The sequence below is a fragment of the Bradyrhizobium sp. UFLA01-814 genome, assembly GCF_046718885.1.
GTDB lineage: Bacteria > Pseudomonadota > Alphaproteobacteria > Rhizobiales > Xanthobacteraceae > Bradyrhizobium > Bradyrhizobium elkanii.
Genome location: NZ_JAQOSR010000061.1, coordinates 18,696 through 44,999 on the forward strand (window position 1 = coordinate 18,696; position 26,304 = coordinate 44,999).

Annotated in this window: 20 protein-coding genes; 6 read left to right on the forward strand and 14 right to left on the reverse strand. The window is 65.5% G+C overall.

The features are described 5' to 3' along the window. Positions 1-205: 205 nt before the first annotated feature. A complete protein-coding gene (locus PMN64_RS19790; protein WP_411781822.1) occupies positions 206-2,122 on the reverse strand; it encodes a M3 family oligoendopeptidase in 1,917 nt (638 codons plus the stop codon). 142 nt (positions 2,123-2,264) lie between these two features. On the opposite strand from PMN64_RS19790, the gene PMN64_RS19795 reads away from it, so the two are divergent. The 3 genes from PMN64_RS19795 (at position 2,265) to PMN64_RS19805 (ending at position 8,218) form a co-directional block, all read left to right on the forward strand. After that, positions 2,265-3,755 carry a sigma-54-dependent transcriptional regulator gene (locus PMN64_RS19795; RefSeq protein ID WP_411781823.1) on the forward strand — a complete coding sequence of 497 codons (1,491 nt, stop codon included), beginning with the start codon at positions 2,265-2,267 and terminating at the stop codon, positions 3,753-3,755. Positions 3,756-4,062: 307 nt separating this feature from the next. After that, complete coding sequence (locus tag PMN64_RS19800; protein WP_411781824.1) at positions 4,063-6,354, forward strand: L,D-transpeptidase family protein; 2,292 nt, start codon at positions 4,063-4,065, stop codon at positions 6,352-6,354. 265 nt (positions 6,355-6,619) lie between these two features. After that, the gene (locus PMN64_RS19805) at positions 6,620-8,218 is read left to right on the forward strand and encodes a DUF882 domain-containing protein (RefSeq protein ID WP_411781826.1); all 1,599 of its coding nucleotides are present in this window, start codon (positions 6,620-6,622) and stop codon (positions 8,216-8,218) included. A 36-nt stretch (positions 8,219-8,254) separates the two neighbouring features. Here PMN64_RS19805 and PMN64_RS19810 read toward each other — a convergent pair whose 3' ends face one another. The 3 genes from PMN64_RS19810 to PMN64_RS19820 all read right to left on the reverse strand — a co-directional run bounded on the left by PMN64_RS19810 (position 8,255) and on the right by PMN64_RS19820 (position 11,008). After that, positions 8,255-10,018 carry an adenylate/guanylate cyclase domain-containing protein gene (locus PMN64_RS19810; RefSeq protein ID WP_411781827.1) on the reverse strand — a complete coding sequence of 588 codons (1,764 nt, stop codon included), beginning with the start codon at positions 10,016-10,018 and terminating at the stop codon, positions 8,255-8,257. A 170-nt stretch (positions 10,019-10,188) separates the two neighbouring features. Further along, positions 10,189-10,461 carry a DUF2312 domain-containing protein gene (locus PMN64_RS19815; RefSeq protein ID WP_016841616.1) on the reverse strand — a complete coding sequence of 91 codons (273 nt, stop codon included), beginning with the start codon at positions 10,459-10,461 and terminating at the stop codon, positions 10,189-10,191. Positions 10,462-10,705: 244 nt separating this feature from the next. Continuing rightward, positions 10,706-11,008 (reverse strand): DUF1244 domain-containing protein, encoded by a 303-nt coding sequence (locus PMN64_RS19820; RefSeq protein ID WP_026191804.1) that lies wholly within the window; start codon positions 11,006-11,008, stop codon positions 10,706-10,708. Between the two features lie 196 nt (positions 11,009-11,204). Here PMN64_RS19820 and PMN64_RS19825 point away from each other — a divergent pair, with 196 nt between their 5' ends. Both PMN64_RS19825 and pyk read left to right on the forward strand, forming a co-directional pair. Next, positions 11,205-11,813, forward strand: coding sequence for a DUF1036 domain-containing protein (locus PMN64_RS19825; protein WP_035631531.1), 609 nt, complete (start codon positions 11,205-11,207; stop codon positions 11,811-11,813). Continuing rightward, a complete protein-coding gene (gene pyk, locus PMN64_RS19830; RefSeq protein WP_028340635.1) occupies positions 11,810-13,246 on the forward strand; it encodes a pyruvate kinase in 1,437 nt (478 codons plus the stop codon). Before PMN64_RS19825 ends, pyk begins: the two co-directional genes overlap by 4 nt. Before the next feature lie 79 nt (positions 13,247-13,325). Here the strand turns inward: pyk and PMN64_RS19835 are convergent, their stop codons facing one another. Together PMN64_RS19835 and PMN64_RS19840 are read right to left on the reverse strand one after the other, a co-directional pair. After that, positions 13,326-13,754 (reverse strand): OsmC family protein, encoded by a 429-nt coding sequence (locus PMN64_RS19835; protein WP_411781828.1) that lies wholly within the window; start codon positions 13,752-13,754, stop codon positions 13,326-13,328. Positions 13,755-13,848: 94 nt separating this feature from the next. Next, the gene (locus tag PMN64_RS19840; protein ID WP_026191806.1) at positions 13,849-14,523 is read right to left on the reverse strand and encodes a TetR/AcrR family transcriptional regulator; all 675 of its coding nucleotides are present in this window, start codon (positions 14,521-14,523) and stop codon (positions 13,849-13,851) included. A gap of 395 nt (positions 14,524-14,918) precedes the next feature. Here PMN64_RS19840 and PMN64_RS19845 point away from each other — a divergent pair, with 395 nt between their 5' ends. Beyond that, positions 14,919-16,424, forward strand: a complete 1,506-nt coding sequence (locus PMN64_RS19845; RefSeq protein ID WP_411781829.1) for a hypothetical protein — start codon at positions 14,919-14,921, stop codon at positions 16,422-16,424. A 182-nt stretch (positions 16,425-16,606) separates the two neighbouring features. Here PMN64_RS19845 and PMN64_RS19850 read toward each other — a convergent pair whose 3' ends face one another. The 8 genes from PMN64_RS19850 to PMN64_RS19885 form a co-directional block, all read right to left on the reverse strand. After that, a complete protein-coding gene (locus PMN64_RS19850) occupies positions 16,607-17,806 on the reverse strand; it encodes an ABC transporter substrate-binding protein (RefSeq protein WP_411781830.1) in 1,200 nt (399 codons plus the stop codon). 120 nt (positions 17,807-17,926) lie between these two features. After that, the gene (locus PMN64_RS19855; RefSeq protein WP_411781831.1) at positions 17,927-18,313 is read right to left on the reverse strand and encodes a DUF3052 domain-containing protein; all 387 of its coding nucleotides are present in this window, start codon (positions 18,311-18,313) and stop codon (positions 17,927-17,929) included. A gap of 39 nt (positions 18,314-18,352) precedes the next feature. Continuing rightward, positions 18,353-20,275, reverse strand: coding sequence for an ATP-dependent zinc metalloprotease FtsH (gene ftsH / locus PMN64_RS19860; RefSeq protein WP_018268750.1), 1,923 nt, complete (start codon positions 20,273-20,275; stop codon positions 18,353-18,355). Between the two features lie 258 nt (positions 20,276-20,533). Continuing rightward, complete coding sequence (gene tilS, locus PMN64_RS19865; RefSeq protein WP_411781832.1) at positions 20,534-21,568, reverse strand: tRNA lysidine(34) synthetase TilS; 1,035 nt, start codon at positions 21,566-21,568, stop codon at positions 20,534-20,536. Between the two features lie 52 nt (positions 21,569-21,620). Then, the gene (gene ybgF, locus PMN64_RS19870; protein ID WP_411781833.1) at positions 21,621-22,673 is read right to left on the reverse strand and encodes a tol-pal system protein YbgF; all 1,053 of its coding nucleotides are present in this window, start codon (positions 22,671-22,673) and stop codon (positions 21,621-21,623) included. 250 nt (positions 22,674-22,923) lie between these two features. Next, the gene (pal, locus tag PMN64_RS19875) at positions 22,924-23,406 is read right to left on the reverse strand and encodes a peptidoglycan-associated lipoprotein Pal (RefSeq protein ID WP_016846948.1); all 483 of its coding nucleotides are present in this window, start codon (positions 23,404-23,406) and stop codon (positions 22,924-22,926) included. Between the two features lie 271 nt (positions 23,407-23,677). Continuing rightward, complete coding sequence (locus tag PMN64_RS19880; protein ID WP_411781834.1) at positions 23,678-24,412, reverse strand: N-acyl amino acid synthase FeeM domain-containing protein; 735 nt, start codon at positions 24,410-24,412, stop codon at positions 23,678-23,680. 173 nt (positions 24,413-24,585) lie between these two features. Further along, a partial coding sequence (locus PMN64_RS19885) for a putative bifunctional diguanylate cyclase/phosphodiesterase (protein WP_411781835.1) occupies positions 24,586-26,304 on the reverse strand: 1,719 nt, incomplete at its 5' end.

The following is a 26,304-nucleotide window of genomic DNA, read 5'->3' on the forward strand; positions in this document are numbered from 1 at the left end:
CGAGCCATTACCGCAAACGGGTAGGCAGGGCAACGGCACGGTCCCGATCAGGCGATTTGAAGCGCAAATCGTCCCCGATCCGGGCGGCCCGCCAACGGCCGCGTCCGGGCCGGATTGATCTCCCCAGCGCGGACGCCAAGGAAAGATCATGCCGTCCGGCGCAAAAACGCCGGCTTCAGCCCAGGGACAGCATGGCGGATGGGCCTCAGCCCATCGTTTCCAGCTCGTCGATCATGCCGGCGATGACGGACAGGCCGCCGTCCCAGAATTTGGGGTCCTTGGCATCGAGCCCGAACGGCCGCAGCAGCTCGGAGTAGTGCTTGGTGCCGCCGGCGGCGAGCATGTCGAGATAGCGCTCGGCAAAGCCTTCCGACGCGTGCTCGTAGACCGCATAGAGCGAGTTCACGAGGCAATCGCCGAACGCATAGGCATAGACGTAGAACGGCGAGTGGATGAAGTGCGGAATGTACATCCAGAACGTCTCGTAGCCCGGCTTGATCTCGATCGCCGGCCCCAGGCTCTCGCCCTGCACGCTGAGCCAGATCTGACCGATCCGCTCGGCGGTGAGTTCGCCGTTCTTGCGCTCGGTATGGACCGCGCGCTCGAATGAATAGAACGCGATCTGCCGCACCACGGTATTGATCATGTCCTCGACCTTGCCCGCGAGCAGCGCCTGGCGCTGCTTGGCGTTCCTGGTCTGGGACAATAACCGCTTGAAGGTCAGCATCTCGCCGAACACGCTTGCGGTTTCCGCCAGCGTCAGCGGCGTCGGCGCCATCAGCGCGCCGTTCTTCGCCGCCAGCACCTGATGGACGCCATGACCGAGCTCATGCGCCAGCGTCATCACGTCGCGCGGCTTGCCCTGATAGTTCATCAGCACATAGGGATGCGCCGACGGCGTGGTCGGATGCGAGAACGCGCCGGGCGCCTTGCCGGGACGGACCGGCGCATCGATCCAGCGATCGTCGAAGAAGCGCTCCGCGATCGCGGCCATCTTGGGCGAGAAGCCGCTATAGGCCGACAGCACCATGTTGCGCGCCTCGGGCCAGGCGATCGTACCGGTCGCCGCGAACGGCAGCGGGGCGTTGCGGTCCCAGTGCGGCAGCTTCTTCTTTTTGAACCAGCCGGCCTTCAGCGCGTAATAGCGGTGCGACAGCTTCGGATAGGCCGCGCGCACCGAGGCGACCAGCGCATCGACCACCTCGCGCTCGACGCGGTTGTTGAGATGGCGGGAGTCCGCGACATCCTGGAAGCCGCGCCAGCGGTCGGAGATTTCCTTGTCCTTGGCGAGCGTGTTGGTGATCAGCGCGAAGCTGCGCTCATTGTCCTTGAAGGTCTTGGCGAGCGCCTGCGCGGCAGCCTTGCGCTTGTCCCCCGCCTTGTCCTGCAGCAGGTTCAGCGTCGGCTCGATCGCGAGATCCTTGCCGCCGACCTTGAAACGCAGGCCGGAGATGGTCTGGTCGAACAGCCGGTTCCAGGCCGCGTAGCCGCTTTGCGCCTTCTCGTGGAACAGCTGCTCGACGCGATCCTCGAGCTGGTACGGCTTGTCCTTGCGCAGATCCTCGATCCACGGCCGGTAATGGCCGAGTTCGGGTTCGGCCATCGCGCGCTCGATCACATCATCGTCGACGCGATTGAGCTCGAGCGAGAAGAACAACAGATGCACCGACGCGGCGGTCAGCCGCTCGGAGACGTCGCCGTAGAATTTCGAGATCGCGGGATCGACGCTGTCGCCGGCATGGACGAGGCCGGCGTAAGAGCCGAGACGGCCAGCCAGATCGTCGATCGCCTCATAGCGCCTGATCGCCTCGGCCAGCCACTTTCCGCCGCCCTCTTTGGCGGTATTTTCGGCAAGCTTGCCCTTGTAGTCGGTCTCAAACGCGACGCAATCTGCGTCCATTTTCTGCAAGTCGCGTGCGACCTCAGGCGCATCGATACCGGAGTAGAGATCTGCCAGATTCCATTCCGGAAGCTTGCCGGTCTTGCTGGCTGCCTTTTTCGCCGCCGGGCTGCCTGCGGACGATTTGCGTTGCGCGGCCGTCTTGCGCAACGCGGCTTCCTTGCGGAGAGCGGCCTTGCTGAGGGCAGACTTGTTGGGTGCAGTTCTGGAGCGCGAGGTCATCTTGTTCGTAACCTTAGTTCAGTCGGAAAGATGTCGGCGGCGGCGGAATGAATGCGGGTTTGCAACATTTAAGAGTGCGTTAATCGGCATCGGCGACATTGCCCCGATTCGAGACAAATAAACGTAGCGTGCGGGGAAAACCATGGCTGCCACCATTTTGATCGCCGATGACGACGCAGTACAGCGCCGTTTGGTTGAAAACATGGTGCAGAAGTGCGGCTATGAGCCCCTCGTCGTGGACAGTGGCGACGCGGCGATCGCGGCCCTGACCGCATCCGAGACGCAGGCGATTGACGCCGTCGTGCTCGACCTCGTGATGCCGGGCCTCGACGGTCTTGGAGTCCTCGCAAAAATTCGTGAAGCTGGTTTGACCGTCCCGGTCATCGTGCAGACCGCGCATGGCGGCATCGACAATGTCGTGTCGGCGATGCGCGCCGGCGCCCAGGATTTCGTCGTCAAGCCGGTCGGCTTCGAGCGGCTGCAGGTTTCCCTGCGCAACGCCCTCAACGCCTCGGCGCTGAAGGGCGAATTGCAGCGGATTCGCCACAGCCGCGAGGGCCGGCTGACCTTCTCCGACATCATCACCCGCAGCGAGGCGATGGCCGGGGTGCTGCGCACCGCGCAAAAGGCCGCGTCCTCGACGATCCCGGTGCTGATCGAGGGCGAATCCGGCGTCGGCAAGGAACTGTTCGCGCGCGCCGTTCACGGCAGCGGCGAGCGCAAGGCCAGGCCGTTCGTTGCGGTGAATTGCGGCGCGATCCCGGACAATCTCGTCGAATCGATCCTGTTCGGCCACGAGAAGGGCGCCTTCACCGGCGCCACCGAGCGCCACCAGGGCAAATTCGTCGAAGCGCATGGCGGCACGCTGTTCCTCGACGAGGTCGGTGAATTGCCGCTGGCCACGCAGGTGAAACTGCTGCGCGCGCTGCAGGAAGGCACCGTCGAGGCGGTCGGCGGCCGCAAGCCGGTCAAGGTCGATGTTCGCATCATCTCGGCGACCAACCGCAAGCTGCTCGATCTCGTGAAAGGCGGCCAGTTCCGCGAGGACCTGTTCTATCGCCTGCACGTGCTACCGCTGACCATTCCGGCGCTGCGACAGCGGCGCGAAGACATCCCGCATCTGCTGCGGCATTTCCTGGCGCGGTTCTGCGCCGAGGAAAACCGCAACATCACCGGCATCAGCGGCGAGGCGATGGCGCACCTCTCGCAGCTCGACTGGCCGGGCAACATCCGCCAGCTCGAGAACACGGTGTATCGCGCCGTGGTGATGAGCGACGGCGACCAGCTCGGCCTCGCCGATTTCCCGCAAGGAACGGCGCATCCGGTACCGGAGGGCAAATCGCTGCAGGGCGAGCCGCTGGTGGTGTCGCCCTCCACGGCTCCGGCCATGATTTCCGGTAATGAAATACCGGTTACTGCCTCCCTGCCCACCGCCGGCGGCCTCGCGATGCTCAATACGGCGGGCGAGGTGCGCCCCCTGGAAGATCTCGAGAACGAGATCATCCGCTTCGCGATTTCGCATTACCGCGGACAGATGTCGGAGGTCGCGCGCCGCCTCAAGATCGGCCGCTCGACGCTCTATCGCAAGCTCGACGAAGCTGCGGCCGGCACGCGCGCCAGCGACGCCACTTAGCCCTCAAAGCCGGCCGGGCCACACCAGGGAACCTTTTGAACCGTGTCGTGGCGGTGACAGACAAAGGCTGTGCCGCGTGGCAAAAACGCACGGCCCGGAGCGAAATCAGCTGCTTCGAGGTCAGTTTGTCGTGAGTTGCCCCGCATGGCGCTGGCTGCATGAGAGGGGCAAATGTATCGTCTGCGTTCGTTGTGTGCAGGCGTGCGAGTCGATCGAGAGGCCGGCGCTTCGCGCAAGCTATGAAACCAAATTCTGAATTGAACTGTTCCAGTTTGACGAGGGGCAGTTTCACCCAGGGGGTGTGACGATGCGTGACTGTTCGAACAACCGTCGAGGATTTGACCGCGTATTGATGGCCGTCGCGGCAACCTTCCTCACGGTGTCCGCGACCTCGGCCCTCGCGCAGGACAGGCCTCACTCCAGCGCTTCGGAACTCGCGATCGACGCGGCGATCCCGCGCCCCGAACCGGCCAACGTGCCGCCCCCCACCGCAAGCGATTTCAAGGCCGACACCACCGCAGCGCTGCCCGATGCAGCCAAGCCGGCCGACGTGAAGCCAGCGGATGTGCAAGCCACCGAGGCCAAGCCTGCTGAGACAAAGCCGGTCGACGCCAAGCCGGCAGAGCCGAGCGCGACTGCAAAGGCGGTCGAGCCGAAGCCCGCCGATGTAGCGACCGCGCCGGCCACGAAGCCCGCCGATGCGCCGAAGACCGATACCGCCATCGCGCCGGCGGCCCCCGCCCCTGCAACTGCCACCGCGCCTGCCGCAAGCCCCGCGCCTCCAACGGCCGCGGCGCCGGCCACAGCGCCTGCTCCCGCGACCGCCGCAGCTCCGGCGAGCGAACCGGCGAAGGCAGCGAGCAACGTTGCCGCCGAGGATCAGCCGGTTGCCGACAAGCTGCGCGAACTGCTCGCCAGCAAGTCGCTGCGTACCTTCGACCGCAAGAACGAGCGCGCTGCGGCCGAGAAATTCTATTCGGCTCGCGAATACGCGCCGGTGTTCACCAAGGCCGGCAAGCTGACCGATGCCGGCAAGGGCGTCATCGCACGCCTGAAGGACGCGGCCGCCGACGGCCTCGATGCATCAGACTATCCGGTGCCAGATTTCGCCGCGGCGACCTCGCCGGACGCGCTGGCCGACGCCGAGCTGAAGCTCGCGTCCAGCATGCTGGACTATGCGCGCCAGGCCCAGAGCGGCCGCATGCACTGGTCGCAGGTGTCGGCGGACATTCTCTATCCGGAGCACCCGATCGATCCGGCGGAAGTGTTCGCCAATGTGACCTCCGCCAAGGACGCCTCCGCCGCGCTCGACGGCTACAACCCGCAGCAGAAGCTCTACAAGGAGCTGAAGAAGAAGCTCGCCGAGCTGCGTGGCCAGGGCGACGGTCCGGTCATCACGATCGCGGACGGCCCGACGTTGAAATATTTGCCGGCGCGCAAGAAGCAGGCCGCGGTCGAGATGGACGATCCGCGCGTGCCGGACCTGCGCAACAAGCTCGGCATCACCGAGGATGCCGACAGCACCAAGTATGACGCGACGGTCGCACGGGCCGTGGAGAAATTCCAGAGCAGCGTCGACCTCAAGCCGACGGGCGTTCTCGACGAGCGCACGGTCAAGGCGCTGAACAATCCGAAGCGCGATCGGCAGATCGACACCGTGATCGTCAACATGGAGCGCTGGCGCTGGCTGCCGCGCCAGCTCGGCGCCGCCAGTGTCGGCAACGCCTATGTGATCCTCAACATCCCGGACTACACGCTGAAGGTGATGCAGAACGGCGCGCCGGTCTGGACCACCCGAGTCGTCACCGGCAAGCCCGGCCAGCATGCCACGCCGCTTTTGACCGAGACGATGAAGTACATCACGGTCAATCCGACCTGGAACGTGCCGCCGTCGATCATCTACAACGAGTATTTGCCGGCCCTGCAGCAGGATCCGACGGTGCTGCAGCGCATGGGCCTCAGGCTCGAGCGCAACCGCGACGGCTCGATCCACATCTCGCAGCCGCCGGGTGAAGCCAACGCACTCGGCCGCATCCGCTTCAACTTCCCGAACAAGTTCCTGGTCTATCAGCACGACACGCCGGACAAGTACCTGTTCGCGAAGGACGAGCGTGCTTTCAGCCACGGCTGCATGCGCGTGCAGAATCCCGATCAGTACGCCGCCGTCCTGCTCAACATCACCGAGCCGAACCAGCACTACACGCCGGAGCGGATCCGCAGCATGTACGGCTCGAGCGAGGTCGACCTGAAATTCCCGACGCCGATTCCGGTGAACATCACCTACCAGACCGCGTTCGTGGACGACGCCGGCAAGCTGCAGTTCCGCAGGGACGTTTACGGCCGCGATGCCAGCATGCTGTCGCTGCTCAGGAACAGCCGCGGCAAGGATCTCGAGACGGTGGTGGCGCACGCCCAGCCGAGCTACTCGCGTCCGCCGAGCAGCAGCCTGCCCGCCGGCGTCAATGTCGCCGGCGACAACGGCTTTGGCTCCTCCGGACCAAACTTCTTCGAGCGCCTGTTCGGGGGATTCGGACAGCCGGAGCCGCAGCCGATCCGTCGTGGGCAGGCCCAGCAGCAGCGCCGGGTGATCACCCGCTAATCTGCATTTCCGCCCGATTGGGATAAATTTTGAAGCAAAATCAACGATCTCGCTCAAAAGGCGAGATCGTTTACGTTAACCATTTCGGGTCTCGGCTGGGGAGCAGGGCTATCTTTTGCCACAGTCGCCCAGTTAGTTAAGCCTAACTTGGGGGCGGGTCGGTAAACCTCGGTTAACCCTCCCGCTTTAAGAAAGCGTTCACCGTCTTCCGCAGGGGGTCTGCGAAAGATGCCGACCGAACGCTCGTCGACTGGGTGGGCTCATAGTGCTGGCTGTCTTCGCACGCCGCTGCAATCCGCTGTCGTTGCCTAAGGCCGGATACCAAGTCGGCCTGACTGCGCTATTGCTGTTGGCGGGCGCGGGATCGGTGCACGATGCCACCGCGCTGAACCAGACCCGCACCCTCTCCTTCCACCACACCCATTCCGGCGAAGACCTCACCGTCACCTTCAAGCGCGAGGGCCGCTACGACGAAGGCGCGCTGAAGCAGCTCAACCACTTCCTGCGCGACTGGCGCTCCCAGGATGAAACGGTGATGGACCGTCACCTCTTCGACATCCTGTGGGACGTCTATAACGACGTCGGCGGCAAGCAGCCGATCCAGATTATCTCCGCCTATCGCGCCCCTGCCACCAACGCCATGCTCCGCCGCCGCTCCTCGGGCGTTGCGCGCCACAGCCAGCACATGCTGGGGCATGCGATGGACTTCTTCATCCCGGGCGTGCCGCTGGAGCAGATCCGCTACGCGGGCCTCCGCCTGCAGCGCGGCGGCGTCGGCTTCTATCCGACCTCGGGCTCGCCGTTCGTCCATCTCGACACCGGCAGCATTCGCCACTGGCCGCGCATGACCCGCGAGCAGCTGGTCAGGGTGTTCCCCGACGGCCGCACCGTCCATGTCCCGACCGACGGCACGCCGCTCAAGGGCTATGAGCTCGCCAAGGCCGACATCGAGCGCCGCGGCAATAGTGACGATGCCGCGACCATCGGCAAGCCGAGCCTGTTCGCGAAGCTGTTCGGTGGCGGCAAGTCGAGTGACGATGAAGACGAAGGCGCGGCCAGCGTGAACGACAAGCCCGCCGCCAACACCGTGGTGGCCGCCGCCGCGCCCGCCAAAGCCGCCGATCCGGTTCCGCTGCCGCGCGCCAAGCCGCAGTTCGCCGCCGCCATCCAGCTCGCCGCCGCCGACGCCCAGCTCGTCCCGATGCCGAAGGCGAAGCCCGCGGTGCAAATGGTGCAGGTGGCCGAGAACACCGCGCCGCAATCGCCTGCCGACATCATCAACGCCCGCGGCTTCTGGGGCGACGAGGGTGAGGCGCCGAAGCAGGCGTCGGCGGCGCAGATTGCCGCGCTGAAGGCCCGCGAGGCGGTCGGCGGTACCGATCCGCAGACCACTGCCAGCACGACAACCGAAAACTTCAACAAGGCGCTGGCCTATGCGCCGGCGGCGGCGTCACCGGTCGATCGCGCCAACATCGTCGCAGCGACCGCGCCGATCCCGCGCAACGTACGCCCGACGCGCAATGCCGCGGCTCCTAGCACCGAAATCAACACCGTCGTTGCCAAGGGCGCACCGAGCCAGGGCGTGATCACGACCTCCGCGCGGATCTCGGCTGCCAAGGGTAACGATATCTGGATGCGCGTGGTGATGCTGGCGCCGAGCGCCAGCAATGCCATGCTGACCACGGTGCTTGGCGACACCGACATGACGATGATGCGGGCTCATTTCGTGAAGCCGCAGGCCGCCGTCGTCATGACCTTCTCGGAAGATCCGATGATGGGCATGACCTGCGACCGCTTCTCGGGCTCGGCGACCGCCCTGCTGACGACCCAGTCCTTCGTGCTCCGCACCGCCTCGCTGCGCTGAGCCGCGCTTCTACCGACAAGATAGCTTTCCGCCGGTTCAGGCCGGCAGCCCTGCCTTGAGCAGGCCGGCCTCGTAGCGCGCCCGATCGGGCTCGCACTTGTAGCGCTGGGTTGTCAGATGCGCGGCAACCGAGAAAGTGGGCTCGCGCTTCAGCACCTCGGCGGCGTGGGCGGAGGCCGCCACCGTGTTACCCATCTGCGCGAAGGTCGCCGCGAGGAAGGCGTGATGGGTATGGTCGGGGCGCGTGATCCGCGAGAACGCCTCGGCGGCGTCAGCGTATTTCTCGGCGCAATAGCAGGCCCGGCCGAGATGGCTCCAGAAGCGCTCCGGATGGAACGGATTGAGGCGCATCGCCCGCTTGATCCAGTCGATGCCTTCCTCGGGCCGCCCGAGCCAGGTCAGGAGCTCGCCCTGCTGCACGACGACGAGGTCGTAATTCGGGTTCAGCGCGAGCGCGCGCTCCTGGTGGAAGGCGGCCTTGTCGTGGTCGTCGCGGTTGAGGTTCAGCGCGGCGAGGATCCGGTGCACGTCGCTGTCATTGTCGTCGAGCTTGAGCGCGATCTCGAGCTCGGCGGCGACCTGCGCCATGGTCGCGTCGCGGTCGGTGCACCAGTTGTAGACCCAGGTCTGGCCGAGCACGCAGGCCCGCCAAGCGTGGGCATGGGCATAGTTCGGGTCAAGCACGATGGCCCGCTCGAGGAGGCGCTGCGCCTCCGCGTTGTCGTCCCGTGCCGAGCGATGATGCAGCACCTTGGCGGCAAGCACGCACTCATAGGCCGCCATGTTGTCGGTCGGCTTGCGCTTGACGCGGTCATGCGCGGCAGCCTCGAGGCGCCCCGGCAGGGTCGCCACGATCGCGCGCGTCATCTCGTCCTGGATGGCGAAGATGTCGGCCAGCTCGCGGTCGTAGCGTTCGGCCCAGACGTGCCGGTCGGCCACGGCGTCGATCAGCTGCACCGTGACGCGGATCCGGCCGCCCGCCTTCCGCACGCTGCCTTCCAGCACGTAGTCGACGGCGAATTCCTTCCCGACATCCTGCACCTTCACGGCCTTGCCCTTGTACACGAAGGTCGAGTTGCGCGAGATCACCAGCAGATCGTGGAAGCGCGACAGCTCGGTGATGATGTCCTCGGTAAGCCCGTCGGCGAAAAATTCCTGCTCGGGATCGCCGCTCATGTTGACGAGCGGCAGCACGGCGATCGAGGGCTTCTTGGCGACGACAGGGGCAGCCACCGCACTCGGGTGCTCCGGAACGGGCCTGACACGGGCTTCGAGATGGACGCGGAAAACCCGGATCGGGCGCGCGATGTTCTTGACGGTCTGGTCGCCGAGATCCTCGAAGCTCAGATCTTCCAGGCGATCGCCGACCTGATCGCGGACCGCGCCGGAAATGCAGATGCCGCCGGGCTCGGCCAGCGTTTCCAGGCGGGACGCGACGTTGACGCCGTCGCCGAAGATATCGGCGCCGTCAACGATCACGTCGCCAAGGTTGATGCCGATGCGAAACTGCATCCAGCGCGCCGGCGCGACATCGGCGTTGCGCTTCGCCATCCGGCTCTGGACCTCGGCCGCGCACAGCACCGCATCGACGACGCTGTGGAATTCGACCAGCAGGCCGTCGCCGGTGGTCTTGATGATGCGGCCGCGATTCTTGCCGATGGCCGGATCGATCAGCTCGATGCGATGGGTTTTGAGGCGCGCAAGGGTGCCCGTCTCGTCAGCCTCCATCAGGCGGCTATAGCCGACCATGTCGGCGGCGAGGACCGCAGCGAGCCGGCGCTCTGGTCCTGGCACGTCCATCTGAACGATCTGCCCGGTTACCTCGCCGGCAGTGTAGCAAATCCCGGGATTTCACCCAAGCCTCGACAGGAGGTCTTCCAGCAGCTTTGACCTGAGCGTTGGCGAGAGCGTTGGGGAGAGCCTTTGGGGGGCGCCTTGCAGAACGCCCGGCAGGGTGGCCGCCGGCCGCCTCAGAGCATCCCCAGCGCCTGCATGTAGGTCTCCAGGATGGTCTCCTGCTCCTGGCGCTCGTTCGGATCCTGCTTGCGCAGACGGATGATGGCGCGCAGCGCCTTGACGTCGAAGCCGTTGCCCTTGCTCTCGGCATAGACGTCGCGGATGTCGTCCGAGATCGTCTTCTTCTCTTCTTCCAGCCGCTCGATGCGCTCGATGATGGACTTGAGCTGGTCCTTGGCAAATCGCGTTGCGGGCTCTTCCTTGACGGCGGCAGACGTGGTGGCCATCGCGCACTCCTGAACAGGTATCAAAATGTTACGCGAATACGCGCCTTGCGCACCGCTTGCTGCGGGCGACCCTCGATTTTGCCGCGCGTTCCGTCAAGGAAACATCGCGCTCATCCACAGCGCGCCCACAGGAGATGCGGACGGCCGCGGAACAATGTCATTCCGGGGCGTCCGAAGGACGAACCCGGAATCTCGAGATTCCGGGTTCGATGCTCTCGCATCGCCCCGGAATGACACTGTCAGCTTAATGCCCGCTTTGGGCCTTCTTCATCGCCGCGAGCTGCTCCGGCGTCGCGCTGCCCTGATGCTTCGCCTTCCATTCCTCATACGGCATGCCGTAGACCGCCTCACGGCTCTCGTCCTTGCTCACCGCAAGGCCCTTGGCGTCGGCCTCTTCCTTCATCCAGTTGGACAGGCAGTTGCGGCAGAAGCCGGCGAGGTTCATCAGATCGATGTTTTGCACATCGGTGCGGTTGCGCAGGTGACTGACGAGACGCCGGAAGACCGCGGCCTCGAGTTCCGTTCTGGTTTTGTCGTCAATGCTCATGATCGTGATCCCGTGTGTCGCGCTCACCATATTGATATCAGGTGGGAATTGTCACAGATTTTGCCATATCGGCGCGCAGAACGGACCCGTCCGGCCACCCCGGCCACGGTCCGGCAGCGTCGCAGACGGGCGCCCGCCCGTTGACAGTGCCGGCCGAGCACGCGAAATCGTCCATGATTTGATATAGCTTCGCTGCATGAGCCCAACAGATTCCCTCGCCTCAGCTCCCCGCAATATCCGCCTGATCCTGGTCGGCCTGCTGCCGGTGCTGGCGCTTGTCGCAGCCTGCCTGTGGACGAGTCCGGCGGCCGCCGATTTCCGGCTCTGCAACAACACCTCGAGCCGCGTCGGCATCGCGCTCGGCTACAAGGACGCCGAGGGCTGGACCACCGAGGGCTGGTGGAACGTGTCGTCGCGCACCTGCGAGACCTTGCTGCGCGGCAACCTTGTGGCGCGCTACTACTACATCTACGCTCTCGACTATGATCGCGGCGGCGAATGGTCCGGCCAGGCCTTCATGTGCTCGCGCGACAAGGAATTCACCATCAAGGGCACCGAAAATTGCCTGGCGCGCGGGTTTGACCGCACCGGCTTCTTCGAGGTCGACACCGGCGAGCAGCGTGCATGGACCGTTCAGCTGACCGAAGCCAACGAACAACAGCCGCAGAAAGTACCGGGAATGCCGGGCGGCGTGGGTCCAGGAAGTCCCGGGGCGATGCCGGGCCTGCCCAACCCGCCGCCGGGCGCAGCGCCTCCGGGCGCGTCTGGTCTGCCGCCAGCCGCACCACCCGGAAACAAACAATGAGACGACTGCGTCGAATCAAGATCCTCGCAACGCTCGGCCCGGCCTCCTCAGACAGCGCGATGATCCGCAAGCTGTTCGAGGCGGGCGCCGACGTCTTCCGCATCAACATGAGCCATACCCCGCATGACAAGATGCGGGAACTGGTCAAGACCATCCGCAATGTCGAATCGAGCTACGGCCGGCCGATCGGCATCCTGGTCGACCTGCAAGGGCCGAAGCTGCGGCTCGGCTCGTTCGCGGAAGGCTCGACCCAGCTCAAGAACGGCCAGAGCTTCATTCTGGATTCCGACAAGACGCCGGGCGACAACAGCCGCGTCCAGCTTCCGCATCCGGAGATCCTTGCCGCGCTCCGCCCGGGCCATGCGCTGTTGCTCGACGACGGCAAGGTGCGGCTGATCGCCGAGGAAACCTCGCCCGAGCGCGCGGTCACGCGCGTCGTGATCGGCGGCAAGATGTCGGACCGCAAGGGCGTCAGCCTGCCCGATACCGATCTGCCGGTGTCGGCGATGACCGCAAAGGACCGCGCCGACCTGGAAGCCGCGCTGCCGGAGGGGATCGACTGGGTCGCGCTGTCCTTCGTGCAGCGTGCCGAGGACGTGATCGAGGCCAAGAAGATGATCCGCGGCCGCGCCGCCGTGATGGCCAAGATCGAGAAGCCGCAGGCGATCGACCGCCTTGCCGACATCATCGAAGCGTCGGACGCGCTGATGGTGGCGCGTGGCGATCTCGGCGTCGAACTGCCGCTGGAACGGGTGCCGAGCCTGCAGAAGCAGATGATCCGGATGGCGCGCCGCGCCGGCAGGCCGGTGGTGGTCGCAACCCAGATGCTGGAATCGATGATCCAGGCGCCGGTACCGACGCGCGCCGAAGTCTCCGACGTCGCCACCGCCGTCTACGAAGGCGCCGACGCCATCATGCTGTCGGCGGAATCCGCCGCCGGCAAATTCCCGGTGGAGGCGGTCTCGACCATGAACCGCATCGGCGAGGAAGTGGAGCGCGACCCGACCTATCGCAACGTGATCAACGCGCAGCGCGTCGATCCCGAAGCGACGGTGGGTGACGCCATTGCCGACGCCGCGCGGCAGATCGCCGAGACGCTCGACCTGTCGGCGATCATCTGCTGGACGTCGTCAGGCTCGACCGCGATCCGGGTGGCGCGCGAGCGGCCCAAGGTGCCGGTGGTCGCGATCACGCCGAACCTCGTCACCGGCCGCAAGCTGTCGGTGGTGTGGGGGGTGCATTGCGTGGTCGCCGAGGACGCGCACGATCTCGACGACATGGTCGACCGCGCCGGCTCGATTGCGTTCCGCGACGGTTTTGCCAAGGCCGGCCAGCGCGTCATCATCGTCGCCGGCGTGCCGCTGCGCGCCCCCGGCACCACCAATATGCTGCGCATCGCCTCGGTCGGCCCCAGGGGCGACGCGCAGCTCTAGATTCTCTTGTTTGACGCGTTTTCTTCACGCGAACCGGTGCCCGCTTCGCGCGAAAACGCGCTAGCCCGCCGCGGGGCGATCAACCCTGCAAGGACACGTCGAGCGTGATCTTGGTGTTGAGCAGCTTCGACACCGGACATCCGGCCTTCGCCTTGCCGGCTAGTTCCTGGAACGTCGCGTTGTCGGCGCCCGGGATCTTCGCCGACAGCGTCAGGTGCACCGCGGTGATGGCGAAGCCGTCGGCGACCTTCTCCAGGGTCACATCGGCCTTGGTCTCCATATGCTCCGCCGTAAGCTTGGCTTCGCCCAGGATCAGCGACAGCGCCATCGTGAAGCAGGCGGCATGCGCCGCGCCGATCAGCTCCTCCGGATTCGAACCCGGTTTGCCCTCGAAGCGGCTGGCGAAGCCGTAGGGGTAATCCGAGAGCGCGCCGCTCTTGGTCGAGATCGCGCCCTTGCCGTCCTTGATGCCGCCCTGCCATTTGGCCGAGCCATGGGTCGTCGTCATGCGTTGCTCCGTGAGGTTGGTTGAACCCAGCCCGCAAAACTACAACGCCATTGCGACAGAAGTGTTCTTCGCGCGCCTTGGCCTCACCCTGGCCTCAGGCGCCGACCAGCGCCTTCGCCGGGGTCGTCGCCTGCACCACGAGGCCACGCGCACGTGCGTCCATCACGCCGACCGCGCGCAGCGCAAGCAGCGTCACGGTCTGCACCGCGTCACGCAGCTTGATCGGATCGTCGAGATTGGCCGGCGCCAGCGGGCCGACCAGCGCCTCGTGCAGCGCGCCGAGCAAGGCGGTGGCGGCCAGCGCCGTGTCCTGTGCCGGCAGGTGGCCGGCGCGCACCGCGGCATCGATGCGCATGGCAAGCTCGCCGGAAATATCGCGGCGGCTGGCGAGGCGCGAGGCGGTGACGTCGACGTCGACCGGCTCGGCCAAAATGCCCCAGGCAAGCTTGCGTTGCGAGAGCACGTGGACGGCGATCGTCGTCACCGCAGCGGCGAGCGCCGATGACGGCCCTGGCGCGGCATCGGCGGCGCGCCGGATCGCGGTGAGCTCGTCGCGCGAGACTTCCGTGATCAGTTCCGAGATCAGCTCGGCCTTCGACGGGAAATAGCGGTAGACCGTTCCGGCCGCGACATTGGCCCGCACCGCGACGGGTGCGATCTGGACCGCCGCCATGCCGCCCGCCGCCGCCGCGTCCCGCGCAGCCGACAGGATGGCGCTGCGCCGCGCGGCCAGCCGTTTCACGACCTGATGAGTTCGCCGGTAAACCATGGCGTTCCGTCCCCCCGCCGTGCGCCCCGGCCGGCGCCCACCGGCAGAACACACGAGTCTTCAACGTTTTGAACGATTGATCCCGCAATCGTCTGAAGAAGTGAACAACTATTCAGACTGAATGACAAGCTGGAATTGTAAGGATTTTTTGCAACCTCTGGTACCACCTCTGATTGAGCCGGCGGCGCTCCGGCCCCTCCCGAACCGGATCAGGGCCACGATGGTAAATCGCCGGCTAAGGCGATCGCTCGAAATCGAGACATCTGATCTTGCGCATGCGCGCGATATCGCTGCGGCATTTACCCGAATTTATCGGAAGCCGTGGTCGAGTACGCGCTGGCGTCACGCGTGGCGTTGGCTCTGGATGCCCCCGGCCGAAACAAGCAAGAAAGCGCATGTCACTCTCCATCACCAGCAGCGTGAGCAGCCGTAGCGCGGCGCGAGGACTGGTGCCGCTGTGCGCCGCCGTGGGCGCCTATCTGTTCTATCTCTCGGCCGGCGAAATCCTGCTGCGCGATTCCGACACGATGTGGCAGATCAGGGTCGGACAGTGGATCCTCGAACACGGCGCGATGCCGACATCGGACGTGTTCTCGTTCACCCGCTTCGGCGAGCCCTGGATCTCGAGCTCGTGGCTGTCGCAGGTGGCGTACGCGCTCGTCTACGGCGGCGATTGGGCCGGACCGGTGATCCTGTCGTCGATGGCGATCGGCGCGACGGTCGCGATCTTCCTGCATCTGTTGAGCCCGTATTTCGATCCGGCGCGCGCGCTCCTGATCGCGGCGCTGGCGCTGCTGTTGTCGACGATCCACTTTCTGGCGCGGCCGCATGTGCTGGCGCTGCCGGTGCTGCTGGCGTTCATCGGCGGCCTGCTCGTGGCCGCGGATCGCCGCACCTCACCGTCGTGGTGGCTGCTGCCGCTGATGACGCTGTGGGCCAATCTGCATGGCGGCTTCGTTCTCGGCCTGGCGCTGATCGGACCGATCGGACTGGAGGCGGTGTGGAACGCGGAGCCCGGCCGCCGCCGTCAGCTTGTCGTGCGATGGGGCCTGTTCGGCCTCGCCGCGCTGGCCGCGAGTTGCCTGACGCCCTATGGCTGGAATAGCCTGCTCGGCGCGACCAAGATCCTCAGCCTCGGCAAATTGCTGACGCTGATCGGGGAATGGAAGCCGGCGGATTTCAGCAAGCCCAGCTTCTTCGAAGCCACGCTGCTCGGTCTGATCGGCCTGATCTGCTATCGCAGGCTGACGCTGTCGGTGCCGCGGATCCTGCTGCTGCTCGGGCTGATCTGGATGGCGCTGAGCCATGTCCGCAACATCGAGGTGTTCGCGTTCATCGCTCCGCTGGTGCTCGCCAAGCCGATCGCCGAGCAATGGGGAACGACAGGCGCCACCGCCGCCCGCTTCGGAGAAACGCGCTCATTCCCGCTCGTCACGATCCTGGCTGTGATCGCGATGGTGATCGGCGCCTGGGTGACGACGGCGATGTTCGTCGCGCAGCATCAGTTCAAGTTCCTGCCGATCTTCTCGCCCGTTGCCGCGGTCGATGTGCTGCAGCAGCACAAGGCGCAGCGCGTGTTCAGCACCGCGCCGTTCGGCGGCTACATGGTGAGCCGAGACATGAAAGTGTTCATAGACGGCCGCGCCGAGCTCTATGGCGAGCAATTCGTGCTCGACTATTACGATGCGCTCGATGCCCGCGACGTCGGCCAGCTGCTGGGCCTGCTCGACAAGTACCGGATCGATGCCACGCTGCTGAGCTCGGACTCGTCGGCCGGCAACGCACTGGATCATCTGAAGGGCTGGAAGCGGCTGTACAAGGACGACATCGCCGTGATCCATGTGCGCTCGGACGAGACCAAGGCCGGCGCGGCGGCGGCGGCGGCCGAGGAGGCGAAGTAGCGTACGCTATTGCTTCCTCAAGCGTCGCGCGCTGCTTGTCCCGTCATCCTGAGGTGCGAGCCTTGCGGCGCAATTGCGCCGCTGGGCGAGCCTCGAAGGATGCACGGCCGCATTGTGGCCGATTCATCCTTCGAGACGCCGCTTCGCGGCTCCTCAGGATGACGGGCTTAGAATGGCGATAATCAATTCCCTGTCTGGAGCTCGCCGAAGCGATCCCAGGTCTTGCCGTTGAAACGCATCAGCTGCATCTGATCGACCGGCACGTGATCGGCCGGTGAGGTGTTGACCTTGATGCCCGGCAGCAGCATCGGCAATTCCAGGCCCTTGATCGCGAATGCCTGACGCAGGATGTTTTCGGTCGAGAGATCGTCGCCGCAGGCATTCAGCACCGCCTCCAGCGCCATCGCGCTGTTGTAGGCGTTGACGTAGTTGGTGTCGTGCTGGTCGCCTTCCGGCACGTATCTGGTCATGAACTCGCGCCAGCCCTTCATGCCGGGATCGTCCTTCCAGGCCGGATCGTCCGGGTCCTTCACATAGGCCGTGGAGATGATGCCGGTGCCGGCCTCGACGCCGGCAGGCTGCATCACGGTCGAGATCCACACCGCGGTGTTGGACAGGAAGGTCATCGGCCGCCAGCCGATCTCAAAGGCCTTGCGGATCGACTGCGCCGCGAATTTCGGCGTCGCCGCGATCACGAAGACGTCGGCATTGGTGGCCTTCAGCTTGACGATCTGGGAGTCGATCGTCGGATCCGTGATCTCATAGGTCGCAACGGTGACGACGGTATCATACTTCTCGCCGAGCACGTCCTTGAGGCCGGCGAGATAGTCGCGGCCGTAATCGTCGTTCTGCGAGATGACGGCGAACGTTGCATTCGGATTCTTCGCCAGCGCGTAGCGCGCATACAGCCGTGCCTCGTAGCGGAACGGCGCCTGCACGCCCATCGTCGCCTGCGGGAATTGCGCGATGTCGCCGAATTTCGAGGCGCCGGAGGCCAGAAACAGCTGCGGGATGTTCTTGCCCTGCAGGTACTTTGCGATCGCGGTGTTGTGCGCGGTGCCGATCGAGGAGAAGATCAGCGCGACCTCGTCGCTCTCGACGAGCCGGCGCGTCTGCTCCACCGTCTTCGGCGGTGCGTAGGAATCGTCCAGCGAGATGAAGTTGATCTTGCGGCCATTGATGCCGCCGCGCTCGTTCAGCATCCTGAAATAGCCGGCTTCGCCCTTGCCGAGTGCGCCGAACGCCGACACCGGCCCGCTATAGGGCATGGTCTGGCCGATCCTGATTTCGGTTGATGTGACGCCGCGCATCTCGGCGGCGATGGGAGACGTGGGCAGCAGCAGGAACGAAATGGCGCCAAGCGCGCCGAATGCCTTGCGCATCGGCCTCCCCTCCCCTTTTCTTGCCGCGCCTTCAGACAACGCGGCCGTGCCGTTTGACGGCTTGGCGCGAGGATGCCACGGCGCCGCACCGGGGGCCAAGGATATTCGAAAGGCGCGATCTCAGCGCTTGCCGCGGTCCTTGACGGGGATCACGAATTTCAGTCCCGACCAGACGTCATCGACCGCACAGACCTTGACGTCGACCAGGCCGTTCGCGAGCCCGGTTTCGCGGACCTGTCTCTCCGTAAGGTCGGTGGCGACGCCCGAACTCTTCTTCGGCCACGACACCCAGATCATGCCGTCAGGGGCGATCGCCTGACGGTAACGCCGCAGCTTGGCCGCAAGGCCTTGGGCCTTGGCGGCGAACAGGTGCACGGCATCGAGCGGTGCCCGTGCGGTCTTCGCCACCAGCACATCGGCGGGCAATTCGCCGACAACGTCACCGTAGGGAACGGACAACCCGTCGACAAAAATACAAAAGCCCGGCTTGAGGCCGAGCTTTTGCACAACTGGTTTGCCGCACGTGCCGGCCATCGCGGGCGAGGCTTACGCCTGCGGCTGCGGCTCCATGCCGGTGTCCGGATCGGGACGCGGGCGCGGCTTGCCGGCCGGCGGCACGGCGGAGGCGCGCGGCGTCGACGGCTCCAGCACCGACTCGCGGTTGGGCTTCTTGCCCTTCAACAGGTCGATGATCTCGTCGCCGGTCAACGTCTCGAACTCGAGCAGGCCCTTGGCGAGCGCCTCGAGATCCTCGCGCTTCTCGGTGAGGATCTTGGTCGCCTCGTTGTAGCCTTCCTCGACCAGACGCCTGATCTCGGAGTCGATCTTCTGGACGGTCGCCTCGGACGCGTTCTGCGTGCGCGAGACCGACATGCCGAGGAACACCTCGTCCTGGTTCTCGCCGTAGGAGACGGTGCCGAGCTCTTCCGAGAGGCCCCAGCGGGTCACCATCATGCGGGCAAGGCGGGTCGCCTGCTCGATGTCGGAGGCGGCGCCCGAGGTCACCTTCTCGCGGCCGAAGATCAGCTCTTCGGCGACGCGGCCGCCCATCATGATGGCAAGGCGCGAGGTCATCTGCTCGAGCGACATCGAGAGCTTGTCGCGCTCCGGCAGCTGCATCACCATGCCCAGCGCACGGCCGCGCGGAATGATGGTCGCCTTGTGGATCGGATCGGTCGCGACGACGTTGAGGCCGACGATGGCATGGCCACCCTCGTGATAGGCCGTCAGCAACTTCTCTTCCTCGGTCATCACGAGCGACTTGCGCTCGGCGCCCATCATCACCTTGTCCTTGGCCTCTTCGAACTCGGCCTGCGTCACCATCCGCTTGTTGCGGCGGGCGGCGGTCAGCGCAGCCTCGTTGACGAGGTTCATCAGGTCGGCGCCCGAGAAGCCCGGGGTGCCGCGCGCGATGGTCTTGAGGTTGATATCCGGCGCTAGCGGCACCTTGCGGACGTGAACCTTGAGGATCTGCTCGCGGCCGACGACGTCCGGGTTCGGCACCACGACCTGGCGGTCGAAGCGGCCGGGACGCAGCAGCGCGGGATCGAGCACGTCGGGACGGTTGGTCGCCGCGATCAGGATCACGCCTTCATTGGCCTCGAAGCCGTCCATCTCGACCAGCAACTGGTTCAGCGTCTGCTCGCGCTCGTCATTGCCGCCGCCGAGACCGGCGCCGCGATGACGGCCGACCGCGTCGATTTCGTCGATGAAGATGATGCACGGCGCGTTCTTCTTGGCCTGCTCGAACATGTCGCGGACACGGCTCGCGCCGACGCCGACGAACATTTCGACGAAGTCAGAACCGGAGATGGTGAAGAACGGCACATTGGCTTCGCCCGCGACCGCGCGCGCGATCAGCGTCTTGCCGGTGCCGGGAGGGCCGACCAGCAGCACGCCGCGCGGAATCCGTCCGCCGAGCCGCTGGAATTTGCCGGGGTCGCGGAGGAATTCGACGATCTCCTGCAGGTCCTGCTTGGCCTCGTCGACACCCGCGACGTCCTCGAAGGTGACGCGGCCGTGCGCCTCGGTCAGCATCTTGGCGCGCGACTTGCCGAAGCCCATCGCCTTGCCGGCGCCGCCCTGCATCTGCCGCGACAGGAATATCCACACGCCGATCAGCGCGATGAACGGCAACCACGAGACCAGCAGCGAGACGAACCACGGCACGTTGTCGCCGGGCGCCTTCGCGGTGATCTGCACCTTGGCGTCGTAGAGGCGCTTCACCAGCGACGGATCGCTCGGCGCGTAGGTCTGGAAGCTCGTGCCGTTGTTGAAGGTGCCGTGAATCTCAGGCCCCTGGATCACGACGTCGCGGACATGGCCCTGATCGACTTCAGTCAGAAGTTGCGAGAACGAGATATCCGAGGACGACGAGCGCTGGCCAGGATTCTGGAAAAGCGTGAACAACGCCAGCAACAGCAGGACAATGATGACCCAGAGGGCGAAATTCCGCAGATTGGCGTTCATGGTCTTCCTTCGTGGTCGCGCGGATCGCGGCCTCTTCTAATCCTTGGGCAGGCTCTGTGGGAATCCCCAGGGAATCCATCCCGTCGATGCCCTACAATCTAGGTGCCGCTGGGGTCGATGCCAAGGGAACCACGCACGACTATTTACCGCATCCTAGCGCGATTCCCGGTCAAAAAATGGCGCTGAATCCGGTGTTTTTCCGGGGTGGTTAAGCCTCCTTGCCGGATTATGACAGCGATTGAAACAATCGAACCCGGCTCAGCGGGAGCGCGCCCGGCGGGGTGGCGCCGGCCCGATCCTGATACGGCCGGCGGCGACGCTGATGACCGCTCCGGCAAGCGTCTGTTTCAGCTTGGATTCGCGTTTTCCCAAGGCGCCATCGATGGCCTGATCGACCGCGGCGAGTAGGGTTTCGACCTTGCCGAGCTCGGCCGGCCCCTCATGCCCGACGCGGTCGATCGCGCGCTTGAGCAGACGGACGCGGATTTCCTCGGGCATCACCGCGAACAGCGCAGCGTCGAAGCCGGTACGAGGGTTATCCTCGCTTTTCAACGCAAGATAGTGCTCGGCGCCGTCGGCCAGCAGTTCCAGGGCGGCGTTGGCGCGCGCGATCCTTGCGGCGAGCCGCGCCAGGTTCCGCGCGTCGCCACCCTCCTCCGCGAGCATCGGCATCAGCGCGCGCAGCCGTGGACGCGTGTAGGATCGATCGCGGTTGGTCGGATCGTCGGCAAAGCCAATGCGCGCCTTCTTCAGCGTCGCGATCAGCTGCGCCTTGGAGATGTCGAGCAACGGCCGTGTCAGCAAGATGCCGTCGCGCTCGGTCTCGCGCGCCATTGCCGAGAGGCCCGCAACGCCGCTGCCACGCAGCATCCGCATCAACAGCGTCTCGGCCTGATCGTCACGGGTGTGCGCGGTCAAGATATGCGTGGCGCCATGCTTGCGTGCGGCCTGCGCGAGCAGGCGATAGCGGGCCGCGCGCGCGGCCGCCGGCACGCCGGTTCCAGGCTTTGGTCCAGTCCAACGCAACGTGTGATGCGGCAACTCGAGACTTCGCGCCAGCTGCTTGACGTCGCGCGCCTCGCGAGCCGCTTCAGGACGCAGGCCGTGATCAACGGTGACCGCCACCAGCCGCGGTCCCTGCGCGAGCGCACGGCGCCAGCGCGCGGCCAGCCACATCAGCGCGACTGAATCGGGACCGCCGGACACCGCAAGCAGGATCGCCGGCGCGCCCGCGAGGCCCGCGAACAGGCGCTTGGCGTCCCTTGCCGGGATAGCGGATTGATCGTCGGGCATCGCAAAACCAGCTGCTGGCGGAGAGGCCGAAAGCGGCCTTCCCGCATCTGGTTTAGCACTTCACGCGCTTCTGCTCGCGGTCAACCGCGGTCTTGACCCCGCCGGACGCGCGCGGGTACTTCCGCGAGATCTCGCCGAACGCGGCGCAGGCGGCTTCCTTTTCCTTCAGCGCCGCCAGCGACTGGCCGAGCCGCAGCAGCGCGTCGGGCGCCTTCGCGGACTTGTCGAACTTGGTGGTCACGCCGAGGAAGGTCTCCGCAGCGTCGCGATATTGCTGGCGCTGGAAATAGCTTTCGCCGAGCCAGTATTGCGAGTCCGCCACCAGCGGATCGCTCGGATATTTCACCGCAAAGTTCTTCATCGTCTCTTCGGCGAGCGCATAGTCCTTGCGCTGCATGTAGCCGATGCCGAGGTCGAACTCGTCCTTCGGCGTGGCCGACGGCGGCAATGTGGTCAGGGCCGCGCTCGCGCCGGGGGCACGCTGCGGGCTGGTGTTGCCGAGATCGAGCGGCTCGCCCGCCCCGCGGCCGCCGGGGGCACCGACCGCCGCATTGCTCTGCACCGGCATCTGGCCGCCGCCACCGAGCACGCGCGGCGCGCCAGGGGCGTTCGGGTTCTGGGTCGGATCGAAGGCATCGCCACGACCGCGGCGGCCGGGAGCCGTCCCCGGCGCGGGCTCCTGCACAACCGGCGCGGGCGCCGCGATCTGTTGCTGCTGGTCATAGCCGCCCTGCGGCTGCCTGCCATATCCTTGCTGCGGCTGGCCGTAGCCTTGCTGGGGCTGGGCGTAGCCCGGCTGCGCCTGCTGCGGGTAGGCCTGCGGTTGCTGCGCCGGCGGCACCGCCGCAACGCCGGGCTGCGCCGCCGGGGCCTGTCCACCAGGGCCGGGCGGCTGGCCGCCGAGCTGGCGCAAGCGCTCCTCGAGCTGACGATTGCGGTATTGCAGCTCCTCGTTCTGGCCGGTCAGCTGCCGCAGCTGGTTTTCGAGCCGCTCGATCCGCATTTCGGCATCGGAATCGTCGGATTGGGCAAACACTGGCGCGGAAACGGCGAACAGCGCCGCGATCGCCGCGGCGGAAGAAAGAAAATGAATCCTGGATGACATTTTGCCCTGACGACGAGATCGACGTGAAAAGCGAGCGACATTGAAAGACGGAGTGCGCCGGAATTGTGACTGGCACTTCAAATCCGGGTCAGCGTCGCGGGATACCGGTTTAGTACGGACGCTGGAACAAGCAAGCGGCCAATTGCGCGCAGCTTCGTTCATCTTGATGACGGCGGGCCGGGCTTTCACGCGGCCAAAACAAAACCGGCGCCCGAAGGCGCCGGCTTGAAAACACTCATTCAGGATCGCGTCAGGAGCTGGCGTTCAGCACGGTGACGGCGCGACGATTCTGCGACCAGCAGGAGATGTCGTTACAGACCGCGACCGGACGCTCCTTGCCGTAGGAAATGGTGCGCATGCGGCTCGGATCAATGCCGCGCGAGGCGAGATAGGCGCGGACCGACTGGGCACGGCGGGCACCGAGCGCGATGTTGTATTCGCGGGTACCGCGCTCGTCGGCATGACCTTCGATGGTGAAGGAGTAACGGTTATAGGTCTGCAGCCACTGCGCCTGCTTGTCGAGGGTCGCCGTCGCCTGCGGGCTCAGATCGGTCTGATCGCTCTCAAAGAACACGCGGTCGCCGACATTGACCACGAAATCCTGCTGGCTGCCCGGGGTCGCGGCGCCCCCAATTGCGCCATTGGCGTCCAACGGGTTCTTGTTGGCGCAGGCACCCATCGACAGCGCCACCGCCAGAACCGCAACCAGCTTCATACCCTGGAGATAATTCATTCCCGGAGCCTCCACGCTCGCGCTCTTCGTACTACCCAATCGGTCTACAGGGCGATGGTTAAGCGAACGTTCCGTCAACCTTGACGAGACCTTGCTGGACCCCATCAAATGCCAGGCAATGGCGAAAAGCGCCCCCGATGGTTAATGGGTGGCAAATGTGGCGCGATGGTGAAGGGAAGGCAAGGTTCGCGGGAACCGGCCGCTTTTGCAGGACAATTTGGCCTGCGCGCAACAGTCGATCGACACTGACTCGATGAGAATGCCGATTCCCTCAGGGATTCGGCACGATCGACGCGCGCTCGAACGGCTGCACGACGCCGTCGGGCTGCAACTGGCCTTCACGGTCGAACAGCATTCGCCGCTCGAAAGCGCTCGAGCGCAGGAAGGGATAGCGGGCCAGCACGCGTTCTCGCACCGTCGGTAGATGCGACGCCATCAAGCCGACCGGCTTCACCAGCCCGGGATAGAGCCGCGGCTCCGACCAAGTCTCGTGCAGGAACACGCGCCGGTAGAACGCCATGTGCTCGGGCCGAACCGGTGCAAGGCCGTAATCGGCATTGAAATGCACGCCCGCGGTCGAGCCGAGGCGCACCGTGACATAGGGCAGTTCCGGATTGTTCCGGGCCTTTTCGGGATCCGCGACGAAGCGCGTCGAGTCGATGAAGATCAGACCCTGATCAAGCTTCGGCAACAGCACGTCGCCGAATACCTCGAGCGTCGGCGAGGTACGCCATTCCGGCGTCACCACGGTGATGCGGATCGAGCTGCAGAGTTCGCCTTGCAGATAGACACCGAACACCCAGGCATTCGGCGCATCATCGAACCGGTCGACGACCCGCTCGTCCGCCGAGGGCCGGATCGCGCCTTCGCGCAGATAGGCGCGATAGCGAAGCCGGTAGATCTCGTCTTTCTGTTCCGGGGTCTGAGCGAGGCGGTAATCGACTTGATCCAGAGGGTCCGCAAGCCTTCCTGTCGCGGGCTTGATGGCTTCGGCCGCGGACCTCATTTGGTACTCCCTGAACAACTCAACAACTTCAACGCGCGAGCCAAAAGATTAACAGCTTCTTAATTTCCGTCAAAGCAATCGAGGCAATACGGTTAACCTCTGGCCGCAAGGGCACACTACGAATGGTGCAGCCGAAGGCTCTCACAACTATCGATTGAGGTATCGCGCCGGGTTCAAGCGATCGAGCGCGAGGGAACCACGTGCAGTTGCTCGTCGGTCCGCCGGCCGTGCGAGGCATTGAGCAGCTGGCGGATGCGGACCGAGGGAACCGGCCGGCTGAACAGGTATCCCTGTGCTTCGGTCACCGCGCCATCGGCGCTGATCAGTTCGAGCTGCTCATTGGTCTCGATGCCCTCGACCACGACCGACATGCCGAGATCCGCCGACAGCCGCGCCACCCCGCGCAGCAGCGTCAGCGGACGGTCGCTGTCGATGCCCTCGAGGAAGGAGCGGTCGATCTTGACCTTCTGCAGCGGGAAATTGTGCAGGTAGCTGAGCGACGAGTAGCCGGTGCCGAAATCATCCAGCGAGATCCGCACGCCGAGCGAGCGCAGCTGGGACAGCACGTCGTGGGTCAGTTCGGTGTTGTGCAGCAGCGAGGATTCGGTGATTTCGATCTCGAGACGGTGCGCCGGCAGGCCGGAGACCTCGAGCGCATAGCGTACCTCGCTCAAGACGTCGCGCTGGTGGAACTGCTGCGGCGAGAAGTTGACTGCGACGCTGACCGCCTCGGGCCACTTCATGCATTCCATGCAGGCCTTGCGCAGGATCCAGCGGCCGAGATCGACGATCAGGCCCATGTCCTCGGCGACCGGAATGATGTCGACCGGAGAGACCGTGCCGCGCGCCGGATGGTTCCAGCGCAGCAGAGCCTCGCAGGTGCTCACCTTGCCGGACTTCAGGTTGATCAGCGGCTGGTAGAACAGCTCGAATTCCTCGTTGGCGAGCGCCTTGCGCAGGTCGAGCTCGAGGATGCGGCGGGCCTCGACGGTTTGCGCCATCTCGTCGCGGAAGAAGCAGAAGGTGCCGCGGCCGTCGGCCTTGGCGCGGTAGAGCGCCATGTCGGCGTTCTTCAGCAACGTGTCGGCGCCGACGCCGGGCGCGGTCATCGCGATGCCGACGCTGGCGCCGATCTCGACCAGATGGTTGTCGATCTTGTAGCGCTCGCTGAGGCGGTCGACGATGCGCCGCGCCAGTGCTGCAGCGTCCTCGTGCGAGTGGATGTTCTGCTGGAACACCACGAACTCGTCGCCGCCGAACCGCGCCACGAAATCCTCCGGCCGCAGCATCTCGCGCAGCCGCTCGGCGACCGCGCAGAGCAGCTGGTCGCCGCAGGGATGACCGAGCGTATCGTTGACCTGCTTGAACTGGTCGAGGTCGACGAACAGCAATGCGGAGCGATGGTCGCCGTGCTGCATGGCGAGCAGCCGGCCGATCTCGTCGCGGAAATTGACGCGGTTGGGCAGCGCGGTCAGTTCGTCGTAGCGCGCGAGGTGGCTGATCCGGGCCTCGGCGTCCTTGCGCTCGGTGATGTCCTCGACCAGCACCACCGTGCCACCGCCGGCCATCGGCTGGAAGGTCCAGTCGAGCGAGCGGTTCTTGGTGGGATCGGGGTCGCTGGTGACGATATCGCCGCGCTGCGAGCTCTCGATCTCGTAGAGAATCTGCTGCGCGGCCGCGGCCGAGATCGAGCCGGACAGGACGCAGGCGTTGCAAATGTCGGTCGCGCTGGCGCCGCGCTGCACGAAATCGTCCGACAGCTGCATCATCTCGATGAAGCGGTGGTTCATCACCGCAACGCGGCCGTCGGCGCTGAACATGCACAGGCCGTGCGGCATGTTGTTCAGCGCGGTATCGAACTGGCCCGCCAGCGCGGCCTCGCGCTCCTTGGC

What these genes read in the sequence shown, in the direction of transcription:
- PMN64_RS19880 (WP_411781834.1), bottom strand. Translation starts at nt 24,412, where the DNA reads ATGAGGTCCGCGGCCGAAGCCATCAAGCCCGCGACAGGAAGGCTTGCG.
- PMN64_RS19790 (WP_411781822.1), bottom strand. Translation starts at nt 2,122, where the DNA reads ATGACCTCGCGCTCCAGAACTGCACCCAACAAGTCTGCCCTCAGCAAG.
- pyk (WP_028340635.1), top strand. Translation starts at nt 11,810, where the DNA reads ATGAGACGACTGCGTCGAATCAAGATCCTCGCAACGCTCGGCCCGGCC.
- ftsH (WP_018268750.1), bottom strand. Translation starts at nt 20,275, where the DNA reads ATGAACGCCAATCTGCGGAATTTCGCCCTCTGGGTCATCATTGTCCTG.
- tilS (WP_411781832.1), bottom strand. Translation starts at nt 21,568, where the DNA reads ATGCCCGACGATCAATCCGCTATCCCGGCAAGGGACGCCAAGCGCCTG.
- PMN64_RS19850 (WP_411781830.1), bottom strand. Translation starts at nt 17,806, where the DNA reads ATGCGCAAGGCATTCGGCGCGCTTGGCGCCATTTCGTTCCTGCTGCTG.
- PMN64_RS19835 (WP_411781828.1), bottom strand. Translation starts at nt 13,754, where the DNA reads ATGACGACGACCCATGGCTCGGCCAAATGGCAGGGCGGCATCAAGGAC.
- ybgF (WP_411781833.1), bottom strand. Translation starts at nt 22,673, where the DNA reads ATGTCATCCAGGATTCATTTTCTTTCTTCCGCCGCGGCGATCGCGGCG.
- PMN64_RS19825 (WP_035631531.1), top strand. Translation starts at nt 11,205, where the DNA reads ATGAGCCCAACAGATTCCCTCGCCTCAGCTCCCCGCAATATCCGCCTG.
- PMN64_RS19795 (WP_411781823.1), top strand. Translation starts at nt 2,265, where the DNA reads ATGGCTGCCACCATTTTGATCGCCGATGACGACGCAGTACAGCGCCGT.
- PMN64_RS19800 (WP_411781824.1), top strand. Translation starts at nt 4,063, where the DNA reads ATGCGTGACTGTTCGAACAACCGTCGAGGATTTGACCGCGTATTGATG.
- PMN64_RS19815 (WP_016841616.1), bottom strand. Translation starts at nt 10,461, where the DNA reads ATGGCCACCACGTCTGCCGCCGTCAAGGAAGAGCCCGCAACGCGATTT.
- PMN64_RS19810 (WP_411781827.1), bottom strand. Translation starts at nt 10,018, where the DNA reads ATGGACGTGCCAGGACCAGAGCGCCGGCTCGCTGCGGTCCTCGCCGCC.
- PMN64_RS19820 (WP_026191804.1), bottom strand. Translation starts at nt 11,008, where the DNA reads ATGAGCATTGACGACAAAACCAGAACGGAACTCGAGGCCGCGGTCTTC.
- PMN64_RS19840 (WP_026191806.1), bottom strand. Translation starts at nt 14,523, where the DNA reads ATGGTTTACCGGCGAACTCATCAGGTCGTGAAACGGCTGGCCGCGCGG.
- pal (WP_016846948.1), bottom strand. Translation starts at nt 23,406, where the DNA reads ATGAATTATCTCCAGGGTATGAAGCTGGTTGCGGTTCTGGCGGTGGCG.
- PMN64_RS19845 (WP_411781829.1), top strand. Translation starts at nt 14,919, where the DNA reads ATGTCACTCTCCATCACCAGCAGCGTGAGCAGCCGTAGCGCGGCGCGA.